We start from the raw sequence: 15098 nt of genomic DNA, 5'->3' as shown, positions 1-15098 counted from the left end.
GGGGAGTTTAGATTTTTGTTACATTTAAAGATAGACTTTTTTATTTCTTTTTTTGGAAATAAATTGTTGGTTATTCAAAAATGTCTAAATTTGCAGCCTTAAAATGAGTGCCTGTCGGAATGGGTGCGTAAAATTTTAATAAGATGAAAAAAGACATACACCCAGAAAATTATAGGTTGGTAGCCTTTAAAGACATGTCAAACGATGACGTGTTCCTAACCAAATCTACAGCTAATACCAAAGAGACCATTGAAGTTGATGGTGTTGAATATCCTTTGGTAAAATTAGAAATTTCCAGAACTTCTCATCCGTTCTACACTGGTAAGGCCAAATTCTTGGATACTGCAGGACGTATTGATAAGTTCAAAAGCAAATACGAGAAATTTAAGAAAAAGCCAGCTGCTGAAAAGAAATAAGCTTGCTTTCCTAGATAAACAGAACGCCTCCATTATTGGGGGCGTTTTTGTTTTCTATATTACATATGCCCTAATTTAAATCAGGATAGCTTAATAATTTTTGTACAGATAACAATAATTTAAAAAGTTCATCGTGATTAGATTACTTAATTTTATCGAAAATAAAACGAATGAACTACATACTTTTTGATGGTACAGTAAGGGATAATCTGCTTCCCTTTACCTTTACAAGACCGGTTGCCGATATTAGAATCGGTATTCTTACCATACGGGAAAAGTGGGAAAAGTATTTGGGTTATACCACTACTACCATTACGGAAGATTATCTCTCGGAAAAGTATCCAATGGTTGAAATGGAGGAAAATATTTTGATCAACTCTTCTTTTTTGCCCAATGGAGAATTGGTAGAATTGGTCAAAGGTTTAAAAGAAGGAGAGGCCATTTTTCAAGGTGAGGAGGTCATTGCATTTTTTACAAAGGATACGCAGGATGATGTTGATTTAGCATCTTATAAGGCAATAGAATATGAAGGCGATTCCTTACGAGTTATTAATACGTGGGATATTTTTTCTAAAAACGCCGAAGCAATCCAGGAAGATTTTGACCTGTTGACCGAGGATAGGGAAAGTGCTCCTATAAGTACTACAAACGTTCTAATACATCCAGAACGAATATTTGCGGAGGAAGGTGCCCAAGTTGAACATAGCATTCTTAATGCCACTGACGGTCCTATCTATTTAGGGAAAGATTCCCAAATCTGGGAAGGAAACCTTATACGTGGTGCTTTTGCCCTTGGAAACAATGCCGTTGTTAAAATGGGCGCAAAAATTTATGGGGCTACCACGGTGGGCCCCTACGGAAAGGTGTGTGGGGAAATAAGTAATTCGGTCATTTTTGGGTATTCCAGTAAAGGGCATGAAGGTTATTTAGGAAATGCAGTTCTAGGCGAGTGGTGCAATATTGGGGCGGACAGTAACAATTCCAATTTAAAGAATAATTATGCTAAAGTCCGGTTATGGAATTATGCCTCCGAAAGGTTTGAGCAAACAGGTTTGCAATTTTGTGGCTTAATGATGGGAGACCATAGTAAAACCGCCATTAATACCATGTTTAATACAGGAACGGTCATTGGGGTAAACTGTAATATTTACGTACCCGGGTTTCCTCGTAATTTTGTTCCTAGTTTTAGTTGGGGCGGAGCCTCTGGTTTTACTACATACAGTACAAAGAAGGCCTTTGAAGCCGCCAAAGTCATGATGGCTAGGAGAAATGTTGAATTTACCGTTGAGGATGCCAATATATTGGAGCACGTTTTTGAACTTACTAAAAAGTGGAGAAATTATTGATTTAAACGTACTTCGAAATAACCGAGGTTTCTATGTTTTGGTCTATATGGTACCCGATGTTTGGGGTTAAACATTTATTCTGATTATATTTGCAGCCCTTTTTAGGAAATTGGACCTATGAAGAAAAAAGTAGCTTTTTATACATTGGGCTGTAAGTTGAACTTCTCTGAAACCTCCACAATCGCAAGGGGTTTTACAGAGGAAGGGTTTGATCGTGTCGATTTTTCGGAAAAAGCGGACATGTACGTTATCAACACTTGTTCCGTTACGGAAAATGCGGATAAACGCTTCAAAACGATTGTAAAACAGGCTCAAAAAGTAAATCCCGAAGCTTTTGTTGCTGCCATTGGGTGCTACGCCCAATTAAAGCCCGAAGAACTTGCTGCCGTAGATGGGGTGGACCTAGTTTTGGGCGCTACTGAAAAGTTCAAGATTACCGACTATATCAATGATTTGTCCAAGAATGATTTTGGAGAGGTCCATTCCTGTGAAATTGAAGATGCGGATTTCTATGTAGGAAGTTATGCCATTGGGGATCGTACCAGGGCTTTTCTAAAGGTACAGGATGGTTGTGATTACAAATGCACTTATTGTACCATTCCTTTGGCAAGAGGTATCTCAAGAAGTGATACCTTATCCAATGTTCTAAAAAACGCTTCTGAGATTTCGGAAAAAGGTATCAAGGAAATCGTGCTTACCGGAGTCAATATAGGAGATTACGGAAAGGGAGAATTTGGAAACAAAAAGCATGAACATACCTTTTTAGAATTGGTACAGGCCCTTGATCAAGTGGAGGGAATCCATAGATTGCGAATTTCAAGCATAGAACCAAACCTGTTAAAAAACGAAACAATCGATTTTGTTTCCAATAGTGATTCTTTTGTTCCCCATTTTCATATCCCGTTGCAAAGTGGTAGTGATGACATTTTAAAGAAAATGCGTCGTAGATATCTAAGTGGCCTTTATGTAGATCGCGTAGAAAGGATAAAGGAGACCATGCCGCATGCCTGTATTGGGGTAGATGTTATTGTTGGTTTTCCAGGGGAAACGGAAGAGGATTTTTTGGAGACGTACCATTTTCTCAATGATCTGGATATTTCTTACCTCCATGTTTTTACGTATTCAGAAAGAGAAAATACCCCGGCAGCCATTATGGAAGGTGCTGTGCCTAAAAAAGTAAGACAAAAGAGAAGTAAGATGTTACGAGGTCTTTCTGCTAAAAAACGCAGGGCTTTTTACGAAAGTCAGATAGGTACAAAAAGAACCGTACTTTTTGAAGGTGAAAATAAGGAAGGTTATATTCATGGCTTCACGGAAAACTATGTGAAGGTTATGGCCCCTTGGAACCCGGAATTGGTCAATACCCTTCACGAGGTAGAGCTTACTGAGATTGATGAAAGTGGTCTAGTGAGGTTTAATTTTATTAGGGAAGCACTATTCGCCTAAAAGAAATTGAGATTAAGAACATAAAAAAACCCGCTTTTAGCGGGTTTTTTTAATAAGGTTCTAGCCTGTTAGATTCTAATGCCTACCGGCAACATTTCTTTGTACTGTCTGTTTTTTCTCAAAAATCCTGCAATTTGTGGGCTAGTAGGAACAACTCTTAGGTTTTGCTCCTGAATGTGGTTAAGAACGGACTTAATAAAATCTTCCTTAAAACCGTCTTCGGTAATTTCTTCAGGGATTACCAATTTTGTCAAGAACACTTTTCTTTCTTGAGAAGAGTATTCAATTTTGGCCAATTGACCATTGACTTTAGTTTCGAACTGGCGCAGGAAACTATTGTCGTTAATTTCTACTTCATTCATATAGTTTGATTTTTGTAGTTGCAGTAGATAAAAAAATCACGATATGAACCATCGTAATTTTATTTACATTTGCTTTTGTTACGTAAACGTTTGAGTTACCCCAAAGACAGTGACAAAAGTAGTGAAATATATGTTAAAATCCTAATAATTCGTTGATTAAAGCAAATGATAGATGAAATAACACATATTTACTGCATGCCGGGTATGGCAGCCAATCCATCTATTTTTAAGAATATTTCATTGCCATCGGAAAAGTTCAAACTTCATCTTTTGGAGTGGTTCGTACCAGAAAAAAATATGTCATTAGAGGCATATGCTAAAAAGATGAACGAACAAATAATTCATCAAAACCCAGTTTTGTTGGGAGTGTCATTTGGTGGCATGTTGGTACAGGAAATGGCAAGATTTCAACCGGTGAAAATGGTGGTGGTAGTTTCTAGCGTTAAATCGGCACGGGAACTTCCCAGAAGAATGAGGTGGGCAAAATATACCGGAGCCCATAAAATATTGCCTACGGGATTAGTGAACAATGTGGAATTAATGGCCAAATATGCCTTTGGGGAGAAGGTAACTGAACGGTTGAAATTATATGAAGAATATTTATCCGTTCGCGATAAATATTATATAGATTGGTCATTGGATAAAATCGTTCATTGGCGGGCAAAGGATTTTCCAGCTGAAATGGTGCATATCCATGGAGAGAAAGATCCGGTGTTTCCCATCAAGAACATTAAAAACTGCATAAAGGTCAAAAATGGGACCCATACCATGATTATTCATAGGGCCAAGTGGTTTAATGAGAACTTGCCTACAATTATTTTGCAATAAAAGAGTTGTAAGTAGTAACTTTGATAAACAATCAATTAGAAAAATGAAGATATTAAAGAACGCTTTGATGCTGCTAGGGGTATTTTTTGTGGTTAGCACATTAATTTTTGCAGTACAAAGCAATGTAGAGCCTCAAAGGGATGCGGGCCAAGATGTGGTCGAAAACGATGTGGATAAGAATGTAGCTGATTCCTATAGGATATCTGCTATTGATATTCCCGAAGATTTGAACTTTGCCGGTGAGGTAGTCCCTCAAGATGACCCGGAAATTATGGAACGAATTGATCGTGAATTTTTAGTAAACACCTATTGGCAATCCAATGCTTTGTTACTAATAAAAAGAGCCCATAAATACTTTCCCATAATTGAACCTATTTTGGCCAAAAATGGCATACCTGATGATTTTAAGTATCTGGCAGTTGCCGAAAGCGGTCTTCAAAACGTTGTTTCCCATGCAGGAGCCACCGGTTTTTGGCAGATTATGAAAGCTACGGGTAGGGAATATGGATTAGAGGTCAATTCTAACGTGGATGAAAGATACCATTTAGAAAAGGCAACTGAGGTAGCTTGTGAGTATTTAAACAGGCATTATAAAAAATATGGTAGCTGGACGTTAACGGCGGCTTCCTATAATGCTGGGGCTGGCGCTATTAGCAAGTATCTAGGTATACAGCAGGTAGAGGACTACTATGATTTGCTTTTGGGGCAAGAGACCGGTAGATACGTTTTTAGAATCATGGCTATCAAAGAGATTTTGAGCCATCCGGAGAAATATGGTTTTGTAGTTGAGGAGAAGGATATGTATAAGGCTGTGCCAACTTTTAAGGTGCAGGTTGATGAGCCCGTATTAAGTTTTGCAGATTTTGCCCAGAAATATGAAATCAATTATAAAATATTAAAACGCCATAATCCATGGCTTAGGGAACCTCACTTGAATAATAGTTCCCGTAAAAAGTATACGGTAGAAATACCATATAAAGGATATTACAAGGGTGCAAAATAAGTTTAATATTGTTTGCATTCATTTATAAGCTAAAAGGGCTCTCATTTGAGGGTCCTTTTTTGCATTTTAGAGAACTTCAGTAATTTTAGGAATGGATGCAGTTGTAACTTATGGTAAAGATAACCTGTGGTGGATACTCTTGGGAGTCAACTACCTTCTGGTCATCTTCCTGTGCTTTATCATCCTTCTTAAGAATAAAAACCCCGTTAAAACGCTTTCTTTTCTATTTGCGCTGGCCGTTCTTCCTTTTTTAGGCCTTATTGTGTATTACTTTTTTGGCCAGGATTATAGGAAATCTAAAATCTTTGAGAAGAAATATATTCTCGATAACAAGCGTATAAAAGAGTGGAGAAAAAACTTTAAGCTGGACAGGGAAGAACGTGAGGATTTTGAAGAGACTTTTGGTGAAGGAATATTTAAAATATACAAGCTCCTCAGAAATAACGAAAAGGCGGTACTTACATTTGATAACGATGTACAGATTTTAATCAATGGCGAGCAGAAGTTTAAAAAACTTCGGGAAGATTTAGATAAGGCAAAGAATCATATTCATATGGAGTACTTTGTTCTTTTTGATGATGAGTTGGGAGAGGAGCTTATTGATATTCTTTGTAAAAAAGCTAAGGAAGGTGTTACGGTAAGACTTATGTATGATGATGTGGGAAGCGATTTATCTAAAAAAGCGAAGCGAAAATTAAAGGCTTCCAAAGTGGAACATTATGCCTTCATGCCCGTTTTGTTCAGTAACTCTACTAGTAAGTTGAATTATAGGGACCATAGAAAAATAGTCGTTATCGATGGAAGCATTGGTTATGTGGGAGGTATAAATTTGGACCAAAAATATGACAACTCCTATGACAATGAACGTTATTGGAGAGATACGCATTTAAGATTAGAGGGAGGTGCTGTTGGGGCCTTGCAAAGTTCTTTTCTGTTAAGTTGGAATTTTGCATCCAAGAAAGAGTTGGAAATAGCAGGGGATTTGTTTCCCAATACTAAACCGGAAACGCAAGAACCAGTGGCGGTACAAATGGCTGCCAGTGGGCCGGATACCGATTGGGCCAATATCATGGAGGCTATTTTTTGTGCCATAAATACGGCCAAATCCAGAATTTACCTTACTACACCATATTTTATGCCCAATAGTGCCATATTAACAGCATTGACCACCGCTGCTAGAAGTGGCGTTGACGTAAAGGTAATTGTTCCTTATGAGTCAGATTCTTGGGCTGCACAGTATGCTTCGGATTCCTATATTGAACAGTGTTTGGAGTCTGGAATTCAGATTTTTAGGTATTGTAAAGGGTTCGTTCATGCAAAAACGATGGTGGTAGATTCTATGTTGTCCACCGTTGGTACAGCCAATTTGGATTATAGAAGTTTTGCGCTCAATTTTGAAATTAATGCCCTCATTTACAACGAACACGTTAATTCAAAGCTTGCTGATGTATTCCTGAAAGATCTGGAAGATTGTGAGGAAGTGGACTTGGAAAGGTGGCGTAACCGCGGTGTTATTCGTAAGTTAAAGGAGTCCTTTAGTAGACTTTGGGCACCATTGTTGTAAAAAAAAAATGCCCTTTAAAGGGCATTCTGTATTTTAACATTGGCTAGACAGCAGGTTAAATACGCTTCATCTGTTGTTGCATCATTTTAATCTGCTCCGTTAGCATATTGTTTTTATCCAACTTTTTTGCTTCGTTCAATAAAGTGGTGGCTTCTCGCTTACGCCTTTTTTGCATGGCAATGCCAGCCAAGCTTAATTTTGCCATGGCCACATCATAATCCATATTAAGACCAAGCTTAAGGGCCTTTCTAAAATATTTCTCTGCCTGCGTTAGGTTTTTTTGTGAATAAATTATTCCGTGGAGGTAATTATAGTACCCCTGCTGTTTGGTCACTAAAGAGGCTTTTGGATTTTTAATTTTGTCCAACCAGTTTTTAGTTCCTTCCAAGTCTTGTTTTCTCATCTTAAAGAAAGCCAAAAGAAGAATTTCGTTTCTAAAATAGAGAAATATAAAAATGGACGATAGTAATAAAAGGAAAATTCCATTACCAATATTACCTTCTATAAATTGATAAACAGCGTAAGCGATTATTAGTCCTGCAATGACTAGTTTAATGTTTTTATGGAACATTTATATAATTATTTGGTTTCTAGTTGAGGGTCTATAAGCTCATAGGTTATGAGCGATTCTATCGTGGTAGGTATTTCTTGGTCTCCCATTTGTGCCATGGTAGATGCCCCTTTTGAAAGACCTTCCACAATCATTTTTTGTATAAATCCTGAAGTGATGTCCGTGGTTATTTTAGTGGTTTGTGACCCTTTAAGTTTCATAGTAGTTGTGGGCTCTTGAACATCCATGGTAACATCTGCTTTACCTGAAATATTGGCGTTTTTGTTAGTAACTTGGTCCAAGGTCCACAAATTCTTTGCCTGCAGTTTACCGCTATATTCATTTTTCCAATGGGCGCCAACTTTTACTTTTTGTTTCGGATAGATAAAAGTCATCTGCTTATAGCTATTGGAGAGTGCTTCTGAGCCAAATTCCTTTTGCAAGGATTTTTTCATCATGTTCAGGGAGAATTCGTCTTCCAATCCGGAAGCCTCTGCCATTTGTGCCACTAACTTATCGCCTCCCTTTACTTCAAGAATATCCCCGTTTTTGGCAAGTACCATTTTAACGGGCTTGTTCAAAAGACTATTAAAAATCTGCGATTGCATGTCTTCCTCGTTCACTTCCTTTGCCTTTACGTTCATTAATTCCCCTTGAATGCTCGAGGTCATCAATAGGTTCAAGTCTTTAAAAGTAAGCGCAATGTCGTAAAGACTGTCTCTTTCGGCCAAAACCTTAAACTCTAAAACACCATCAATCTTATTGGTAAGCTCATGAGTGGCCCCATCAAGTTCTTGTGTTATGATTTGTTGTGCCTCTTGTTTAACGGTAAAGACGGCATCTTTCTTAAGGTTATATGCTAAGGAAGTTTGCCCAAAACAAGCGGTCGTAAAAAAAAGGACGGCCAACGAGCTAAAAATGTGTCTCATAGGTTGATTTTGTTACTAAAATCAGATTTTGGCAAAAGTAATAAAAACCTATTTCTGGGCGGTAACCAAATACTGAAAATATTTTTTTAATTGTATTTGCCAAAGAAAAAACTCTTTGTATATTTGCGCCCAGATTTTTGCGAGAGGAATCGCGAACAAAGCAAACAAGAAAAGGATAATACAATGCCCGGACAGAAAAGAACATATCAGCCATCAAAGCGTAAAAGAAGGAACAAACACGGTTTTAGGGAGCGAATGGCCTCTGTAAACGGTAGAAAGGTTTTAGCTAGGAGAAGAGCTAAAGGTAGAAAGAAATTATCTGTATCTTCTGAGCCGAGACACAAGAAATAAATGATATTAGTTACAAAACTAAATATTAGGTGTTACTTTTTTAAAGTAGCACCTTTTTTTTGACCAATAGAGAGATAAACCCTTATCTTGAACAATTAATTTCCCAAGCGTAAAAAAGAACACGAAACATGCCCAAAAGACAAGACTTAAAATCGATTTTAATCATTGGCTCAGGTCCAATCATCATTGGCCAGGCCTGCGAATTTGACTATTCCGGTTCACAAGCTCTAAGAAGTTTACGAGAAGATGGTATCGAAACCATTCTTATCAATAGCAATCCTGCTACTATTATGACCGATCCTGCCATGGCAGATCACGTGTACCTTAAGCCGTTAAATACAAAATCGATAGTTGAAATCCTTAAGGAACACCCCCAAATTGACGCCGTTTTACCTACCATGGGAGGGCAGACGGCTTTAAACCTTTGTATTGAGGCTGATGAAAAAGGAATTTGGGAAGATTTTAATGTAGAAATTATAGGGGTAGATATTAATGCCATCAACATCACGGAAGACCGCGAAAAGTTCCGTGAGCTTATGTTGAAAATAGGGGTGGGTATGGCACCTCAAGCAACCGCAACTTCATTTTTAAAAGGGAAGGAGATTGCTCAAGAATTTGGTTTTCCCTTGGTGATTAGAGCTTCTTATACCTTAGGTGGAGCTGGAGCCTCTATCGTGTATAGACCAGAGGATTTTGATGAACTTTTAAGTAGAGGGTTGGAAATTTCCCCGATTCATGAGGTTATGATCGATAAGGCCATGATGGGCTGGAAAGAATATGAATTGGAACTTCTAAGGGATAAAAATGATAACGTAGTTATTATCTGTACCATTGAAAATATGGATCCAATGGGGATTCACACGGGAGACTCCATTACGGTGGCGCCTGCAATGACCCTTTCGGATAGAACTTTCCAGAAAATGAGGGATATGGCTATCCATATGATGCGAAGCATTGGTGATTTTGCGGGTGGCTGTAACGTTCAGTTTGCCGTGAGCCCAGATGATGAGGAAGAAATTATTGCCATTGAAATCAATCCTAGGGTTTCACGTTCTTCGGCATTGGCATCTAAAGCAACAGGATATCCAATCGCTAAAATAGCCTCTAAATTGGCCATTGGTTACCACTTGAACGAGTTGGATAACCAGATTACAAAATCAACATCGGCACTGTTCGAGCCAACATTGGATTATGTTATCGTAAAAATACCTAGATGGAATTTTGATAAGTTCGAAGGTTCTGATAGAACTTTGGGACTTCAAATGAAATCCGTTGGGGAAGTAATGGGTATAGGTCGTTCTTTTCAGGAGGCCTTACACAAAGCCACCCAATCCCTGGAAATTAAACGAAATGGACTGGGAGCTGATGGAAAAGGGTATAAGAACTACGATCAGATCATTCAAAAACTTACCGTACCAAGCTGGGATCGCGTATTTGTGTTATATGATGCCATACAATTAGGTATTCCTTTGAGCAGGATTCATGAGATTACCAAAATTGACATGTGGTTCTTAAAGCAATACGAGGAATTACATTTGTTGGAAAAGGAAATTTCAACCTACACTATTGCCACGCTTACTAAGGAGTTGATGTTGGAGGCAAAACAAAAGGGTTTTGCAGATAGGCAGATTGCGCATATGTTGGATTGCTACGAAAGCGAAGTGCATAAGAAGCGTACAGAGGAAATGAATATCAATAGGGTATATAAATTGGTGGACACATGTGCTGCTGAATTTAAGGCGATGACACCTTATTACTATTCCACCTTTGAGGAAGAAATTGAAAAACCGGACGGTACCCGTTTTGTTGAGAATGATAGTGTAGTGACCGATAAGAAGAAGATTGTAGTTCTTGGATCGGGACCTAACCGTATTGGTCAAGGAATTGAGTTCGATTACTGTTGTGTACATGGTGTTTTGGCTGCTGCTGAGTGTGGTTATGAAACCATTATGATCAATTGTAATCCTGAAACCGTTTCCACTGATTTTGATACGGCGGACAAACTTTATTTTGAGCCGGTATTCTGGGAGCATATCTATGACATTATCCGTCATGAAAAACCAGAAGGTGTCATTGTTCAGTTAGGTGGTCAAACGGCTTTAAAGCTTGCTGAAAAGCTTTCCAAGTATGGCGTTAAGATTGTAGGAACAAGTTTTGAATCCTTGGATTTGGCAGAGGATAGAGGTAGTTTCTCAGATTTATTGAAAGCGAACGATATTCCTTACCCACAATTTGGGGTAGCGGAAACAGCTGATGAAGCCCTTCAATTAGCAGATGATTTAAAATTCCCCTTATTAGTGAGGCCTTCCTACGTATTAGGTGGTCAGGGAATGAAAATCGTCATCAATAAAGCTGAGTTGGAAGAGCATGTAGTGGACCTACTTAGAAAAATACCTAACAACAAATTGTTGTTAGACCATTATTTGGATGGTGCCATTGAAGCGGAAGCAGACGCCATTTGTGATGGGGAAGATGTTTACATCATCGGTATAATGGAGCATATTGAACCATGTGGGATCCACTCCGGGGATTCTAACGCTACCTTACCGCCGTTCAATCTAGGTGAATTTGTTCTTCAGCAAATAAAGGACCACACTAGAAAAATTGCCTTGGCCCTTAATACGGTAGGCCTGATTAATATTCAGTTTGCGATTAAAGATGATAAAGTATACATTATTGAGGCCAACCCCAGAGCTTCTAGAACGGTACCCTTCATTGCAAAAGCTTACAAAGAACCGTATGTGAACTTTGCGACCAAGGTGATGTTGGGAGAGAAGAAAATCAAGGACTTTAAATTCAATCCACAGCTAGAAGGATTCGCAATTAAACAGCCAGTCTTTTCATTTAATAAGTTTCCTAATGTAAATAAGAATTTAGGTCCGGAAATGAAAAGTACCGGTGAAAGTATCTTGTTTATTGATAGCCTAAAGGATGATCAATTCTATGATTTATATGGAAGACGAAAAATGTATCTTTCTAAATAGAAAAGTATAATTATAATTAAAGGGAGCCAATGGCTCCCTTTTTTAATTGAACCAAACTGCATATTTTTTTCGCCGTAATTCCAAAGCTAGTATGCGTTCCATTTCTAAGGCTTCTTTTCTGGTTTTTAGTGGAGCTATATGATTGTAAAGGCTAGGTCGTAAAATAGTTCCATATTTTTCAACCAAAAAAGCGGATAATTTAATCCCTTTCTTGCTTAGTGAACCGTTTTTGTGTTGTTCCAAGCGCTCTTTTGGGGTTTTGCTAGTCATACCCACATACAAACATTCCGATACACCATTGAATTGAGGATTGGCTTCTCGAAATTTTCTGTTCTCCGAGAATACTTTTTTGGTGAGCTCTACAACATAAATTTGATAGGGCATGAATACGTTTTACTGTAAAACTAAAAATACCTTGAAATGATCTTATGGTAGGGAAGTGGGTTCTTTTTTCTCCAAGTATTTAGAAATCATTTTTATAAACACAGGCAGATTGTAAGGTTTGTGTATGATATCGTCAATGCCGGAGTTTAGTATATCAGATTTGTTTTCATCCAACTCAACTGCAGTCAAGGCAAGAATGGGTACCTCTTTGTTAAAACCGCGAATGATTTTAGTAGCCTCCATTCCGTTCATGACCGGCATGTGAATGTCCATAAGAATAAGATCAAAATTGGTCTCCTTGCACATGGCAATGGCCATTTTTCCGTCATCTGCCAAACTTGATTTTATTTGATGTTTTTCTAGCGTTTTTTGAGTTACTTTTTGATTGATTCTATTATCGTCTACAATTAAAATATGCTTTGTTTCCAGTTGATTGGTTACGGGTGACAGGCGTAAGGAATCGTTAACATCTTCTTCTATTTTTGAGGTATCGTAAGGAGTTAGATTGATTACAAAGCTAAATTGCGCACCCTTTCCTGGAGAACTTTCAAGTTCAATTCTACTATTGTAGGCCTTTAAAATTCGTTTAACGATGGTAAGTCCAAGGCCGGTTCCCTTGTAACCATGATTTTTGTTGTCTATTTGGGTAAATTCCTTAAAGATGAGTTTTTGCTTGTCTTGCGGTATACCGGGACCATCGTCAGCTACCATAAATTGGATTTTTATGGTGCTGTCCTCCTCTTTTTCAAGTGGCTTTAGTTTTAACCAGATGTTTCCGTTCTCAGTAAATTTGATGGCATTACCAATTAAGTTGATCAGTACTTGCGAGAGCCGTACCGGGTCGCCAATAAAATTATTGGGTAAGGACGAATCAATTTCCAAGTGAAGTTGATTGTTGTTTTCTTTTAACCTGCTGTCAAATGATTTGGTAATGTTCTTTAGCAGGGTGTCCATTTCGTATGGAATTCTAGATAATTTCACACCTGCTGCATCCATTTTACTTAATAAGAGCACATCGTTAATCAAAGCGAGTAGATAATCGGCAGAAAATTTAAGGGCATCCAAATCCTCGGTAAAATCCTTGAGTCGTTCATCCTCCTTTAACAGGGTAGAAATCCCGATAACTCCATATAATGGCGTACGAAGTTCATGGCTTACCGTAGAAAGAAACTTGGTTTTAACTTTGGACAACTTCTCCGCATCTTCCCTGGCCTGAATCAGTTCTTTGTTTTTGGCCTGAAGGTTGCTGATATATAGTTTACGAGTTCTAAAGAAAAAATAAATTCCGATTAGCGATAAAATTAAAAATACCACAAGCGCGATCAGGGTAGTGGTCAGGGATTTTGATTTTGATATCAATTCTTCGGTATAGGCTTGCTCTTTTAAGGCGGACTGTAGGTTTTCTTGCGCTTGTTCCAACTCAAATTTTACTCGGGCCTTTTCTGATTCCTCTAGTTTTTTAAGGGTATAAGCTTTTTGTTTGTATTCGTGAAACTTATCCAAATTGGTAAAGGCATCTTTATAATTATAGGTGGCACTATGCAGTTCCGCTAAATACTCATAGGCCTCCAAAGCAAGGTCTGTATTGTTTTCTTTATCCGCAATGGCCGCTATTTTTTCCAGTTTCGCCTGTGCTGCACTAAAGTTTTTTTGTGTTAACAGGTACCTGCCATGTAGCATGTCTAAATAGACCTTGTTTAATGTGTCTATTTCAATGTTAGGTAGTGTTCTTGCTTTTTTTAATACCTCATATGCCTTCTTGGGTTGGTCATTATCCAAAAGTGTCCAAATAAGGTTAATGTAGGTGAGGTATACCTCATTATGGTCCTCTAACTTTTTATTAATGGAGATACTTTCTTCAAAATGTTCGATTGCCTTATCATAGGTATTCTCATTTTCTGAATATAAAATACCCAGATTAAGGGCTCCCCATGCTACTAAACTATCGGCTTTTAATGTTCTGGCTATGGAAAGTGCCTTTTCCGAATAGATTTTTCCCTGGATACTATCATCGGTTTCAATATAAATACCACCTAAAATATCATATCCTAAAAATTCATAGTATCCCAATTCATACTCCTTGCCTTTTTCAATGAGGAGCGAGGCATATTTTATCGCGTCTTTGTACTGGTAATTGTCATACGCTATGTTAGATTTGTCAACGTACGATTGCAGGGTGTCTTTCTGCCAAGAAGTATCAGTTTGGGCAATAGCAACCGTAGACCATATGAATAAAATATAAAGTATTGGTTTCCTTAAAACGGTCATAAGTTGGTGAGGGCCGTATAGGTTAAGGGGAGACCCTAAGTTCAACCAACGAATATAAGAATAAGTAGCATAAACAACGAAAACGATGGAGAATATTCTATGTACTGCAATCTATGTAAAATGGCAGAATCATTTGGATACAGGAATGCCTTCCGTAGTAAAAGAAAAGGCCTGTGACCCCAAACCGCCAACCATTACAGCTTGAAATAAAGGATTAAGGCTACTTTTACCGTACCAGTGAATGATGAAATTAGCACCTGATCCTCCTTCCTTATCTTGCTCTTCAATTACATAATCAATGGTTTCCAGAGGCTTCAAATAAATGCTGTTGTTCAAGTAGCTTCGCACCAAATCTCCTTGGGTGTTGAAGTAATCGATCTTATTAATAAAGAGACTATCCTTACTACTAGTGTTCCTTATGCTAAGAGTAGCGGTTAGCAAGGTTCTACTATCTCGCGTCTGGTTGTAGATATCAGAATAAATAGGCACATATACCTCATTTACGGCATTATTGGGGGTATTGTCTTTCACTGCCCTTTCTATGGCATGTTCGTCTAAAATCTCGACCGGGGAATTTCCCGTATTGGGATTTTTACAAGCGAAGCCTAAAAAGCATAAAATAACTATCCAAACCGTATTTTTACGTAATGTGCCCATCTAATAGGGG

The 15098-nt window shown here is 38.1% G+C and carries 14 protein-coding genes; 8 read left to right on the top strand and 6 right to left on the bottom strand.

Going from position 1 to position 15098, the window contains the following annotated elements; all coding sequences use genetic code 11:
• The first annotated feature begins 143 nt into the window (after window positions 1-143).
• The 3 genes from IL355_RS08910 (at window position 144) to mtaB (ending at window position 3208) form a co-directional block, all read left to right on the top strand.
• On the top strand, window positions 144-416 hold the full coding sequence (locus tag IL355_RS08910) for a type B 50S ribosomal protein L31 (RefSeq protein WP_187455799.1): 273 nt from the start codon (window positions 144-146) through the stop codon (window positions 414-416).
• Window positions 417-586: 170 nt separating this feature from the next.
• A complete protein-coding gene (locus IL355_RS08905; RefSeq protein WP_192461812.1) occupies window positions 587-1762 on the top strand; it encodes a GlmU family protein in 1176 nt (391 codons plus the stop codon).
• 117 nt (window positions 1763-1879) lie between these two features.
• Window positions 1880-3208, top strand: a complete 1329-nt coding sequence (mtaB, locus tag IL355_RS08900; RefSeq protein ID WP_192461811.1) for a tRNA (N(6)-L-threonylcarbamoyladenosine(37)-C(2))-methylthiotransferase MtaB — start codon at window positions 1880-1882, stop codon at window positions 3206-3208.
• Window positions 3209-3276: 68 nt separating this feature from the next.
• Here the strand turns inward: mtaB and IL355_RS08895 are convergent, their stop codons facing one another.
• Window positions 3277-3570: a GNAT family N-acetyltransferase gene (locus IL355_RS08895; protein ID WP_192461810.1), complete on the bottom strand. Its 294-nt coding sequence runs from the start codon at window positions 3568-3570 to the stop codon at window positions 3277-3279.
• 165 nt (window positions 3571-3735) lie between these two features.
• On the opposite strand from IL355_RS08895, the gene IL355_RS08890 reads away from it, so the two are divergent.
• From IL355_RS08890 to cls, 3 genes are all read left to right on the top strand, one after another.
• Window positions 3736-4398 (top strand): alpha/beta hydrolase, encoded by a 663-nt coding sequence (locus IL355_RS08890; RefSeq protein ID WP_192461809.1) that lies wholly within the window; start codon window positions 3736-3738, stop codon window positions 4396-4398.
• Window positions 4399-4441: 43 nt separating this feature from the next.
• A complete protein-coding gene (locus tag IL355_RS08885) occupies window positions 4442-5401 on the top strand; it encodes a lytic transglycosylase domain-containing protein (RefSeq protein WP_192461808.1) in 960 nt (319 codons plus the stop codon).
• Window positions 5402-5492: 91 nt separating this feature from the next.
• On the top strand, window positions 5493-6965 hold the full coding sequence (cls, locus tag IL355_RS08880) for a cardiolipin synthase (protein ID WP_192461807.1): 1473 nt from the start codon (window positions 5493-5495) through the stop codon (window positions 6963-6965).
• 55 nt (window positions 6966-7020) lie between these two features.
• On the opposite strand, the gene IL355_RS08875 is transcribed toward cls, so the two are convergent.
• Window positions 7021-7536, bottom strand: coding sequence for a DUF2892 domain-containing protein (locus tag IL355_RS08875; RefSeq protein ID WP_192461806.1), 516 nt, complete (start codon window positions 7534-7536; stop codon window positions 7021-7023).
• 8 nt (window positions 7537-7544) lie between these two features.
• On the bottom strand, window positions 7545-8444 hold the full coding sequence (locus IL355_RS08870; RefSeq protein WP_192461805.1) for a DUF6263 family protein: 900 nt from the start codon (window positions 8442-8444) through the stop codon (window positions 7545-7547).
• Between the two features lie 183 nt (window positions 8445-8627).
• Here IL355_RS08870 and rpmH point away from each other — a divergent pair, with 183 nt between their 5' ends.
• A complete protein-coding gene (gene rpmH / locus IL355_RS08865; RefSeq protein ID WP_072991142.1) occupies window positions 8628-8795 on the top strand; it encodes a 50S ribosomal protein L34 in 168 nt (55 codons plus the stop codon).
• A 128-nt stretch (window positions 8796-8923) separates the two neighbouring features.
• Entirely contained in the window at window positions 8924-11779 is a 2856-nt protein-coding gene (carB, locus tag IL355_RS08860; RefSeq protein ID WP_192461804.1) for a carbamoyl-phosphate synthase large subunit, read from the top strand.
• A 42-nt stretch (window positions 11780-11821) separates the two neighbouring features.
• Here the strand turns inward: carB and IL355_RS08855 are convergent, their stop codons facing one another.
• From IL355_RS08855 to IL355_RS08845, 3 genes are all read right to left on the bottom strand, one after another.
• Window positions 11822-12163, bottom strand: a complete 342-nt coding sequence (locus IL355_RS08855) for a GIY-YIG nuclease family protein (RefSeq protein WP_192461803.1) — start codon at window positions 12161-12163, stop codon at window positions 11822-11824.
• Window positions 12164-12205: 42 nt separating this feature from the next.
• Window positions 12206-14431, bottom strand: a complete 2226-nt coding sequence (locus IL355_RS08850; protein WP_192461802.1) for a tetratricopeptide repeat-containing hybrid sensor histidine kinase/response regulator — start codon at window positions 14429-14431, stop codon at window positions 12206-12208.
• A 129-nt stretch (window positions 14432-14560) separates the two neighbouring features.
• A complete protein-coding gene (locus IL355_RS08845) occupies window positions 14561-15088 on the bottom strand; it encodes a DUF3124 domain-containing protein (RefSeq protein WP_192461801.1) in 528 nt (175 codons plus the stop codon).
• Window positions 15089-15098: the final 10 nt, after the last annotated feature.

It is taken from the genome of Euzebyella saccharophila, assembly GCF_014855495.1.
Classification (GTDB): domain Bacteria; phylum Bacteroidota; class Bacteroidia; order Flavobacteriales; family Flavobacteriaceae; genus Euzebyella; species Euzebyella saccharophila.
The sequence above is the reverse complement of the archived record's forward strand: the minus strand, read 5'-3'. Positions and strand labels throughout refer to the sequence as shown.

What these genes read in the sequence shown, in the direction of transcription:
- IL355_RS08870 (WP_192461805.1), bottom strand. Translation starts at nt 8,444, where the DNA reads ATGAGACACATTTTTAGCTCGTTGGCCGTCCTTTTTTTTACGACCGCT.
- IL355_RS08885 (WP_192461808.1), top strand. Translation starts at nt 4,442, where the DNA reads ATGAAGATATTAAAGAACGCTTTGATGCTGCTAGGGGTATTTTTTGTG.
- IL355_RS08895 (WP_192461810.1), bottom strand. Translation starts at nt 3,570, where the DNA reads ATGAATGAAGTAGAAATTAACGACAATAGTTTCCTGCGCCAGTTCGAA.
- rpmH (WP_072991142.1), top strand. Translation starts at nt 8,628, where the DNA reads ATGCCCGGACAGAAAAGAACATATCAGCCATCAAAGCGTAAAAGAAGG.
- IL355_RS08905 (WP_192461812.1), top strand. Translation starts at nt 587, where the DNA reads ATGAACTACATACTTTTTGATGGTACAGTAAGGGATAATCTGCTTCCC.
- IL355_RS08855 (WP_192461803.1), bottom strand. Translation starts at nt 12,163, where the DNA reads ATGCCCTATCAAATTTATGTTGTAGAGCTCACCAAAAAAGTATTCTCG.
- IL355_RS08850 (WP_192461802.1), bottom strand. Translation starts at nt 14,431, where the DNA reads ATGACCGTTTTAAGGAAACCAATACTTTATATTTTATTCATATGGTCT.
- cls (WP_192461807.1), top strand. Translation starts at nt 5,493, where the DNA reads ATGGATGCAGTTGTAACTTATGGTAAAGATAACCTGTGGTGGATACTC.
- IL355_RS08845 (WP_192461801.1), bottom strand. Translation starts at nt 15,088, where the DNA reads ATGGGCACATTACGTAAAAATACGGTTTGGATAGTTATTTTATGCTTT.
- IL355_RS08875 (WP_192461806.1), bottom strand. Translation starts at nt 7,536, where the DNA reads ATGTTCCATAAAAACATTAAACTAGTCATTGCAGGACTAATAATCGCT.
- carB (WP_192461804.1), top strand. Translation starts at nt 8,924, where the DNA reads ATGCCCAAAAGACAAGACTTAAAATCGATTTTAATCATTGGCTCAGGT.
- IL355_RS08910 (WP_187455799.1), top strand. Translation starts at nt 144, where the DNA reads ATGAAAAAAGACATACACCCAGAAAATTATAGGTTGGTAGCCTTTAAA.
- mtaB (WP_192461811.1), top strand. Translation starts at nt 1,880, where the DNA reads ATGAAGAAAAAAGTAGCTTTTTATACATTGGGCTGTAAGTTGAACTTC.
- IL355_RS08890 (WP_192461809.1), top strand. Translation starts at nt 3,736, where the DNA reads ATGATAGATGAAATAACACATATTTACTGCATGCCGGGTATGGCAGCC.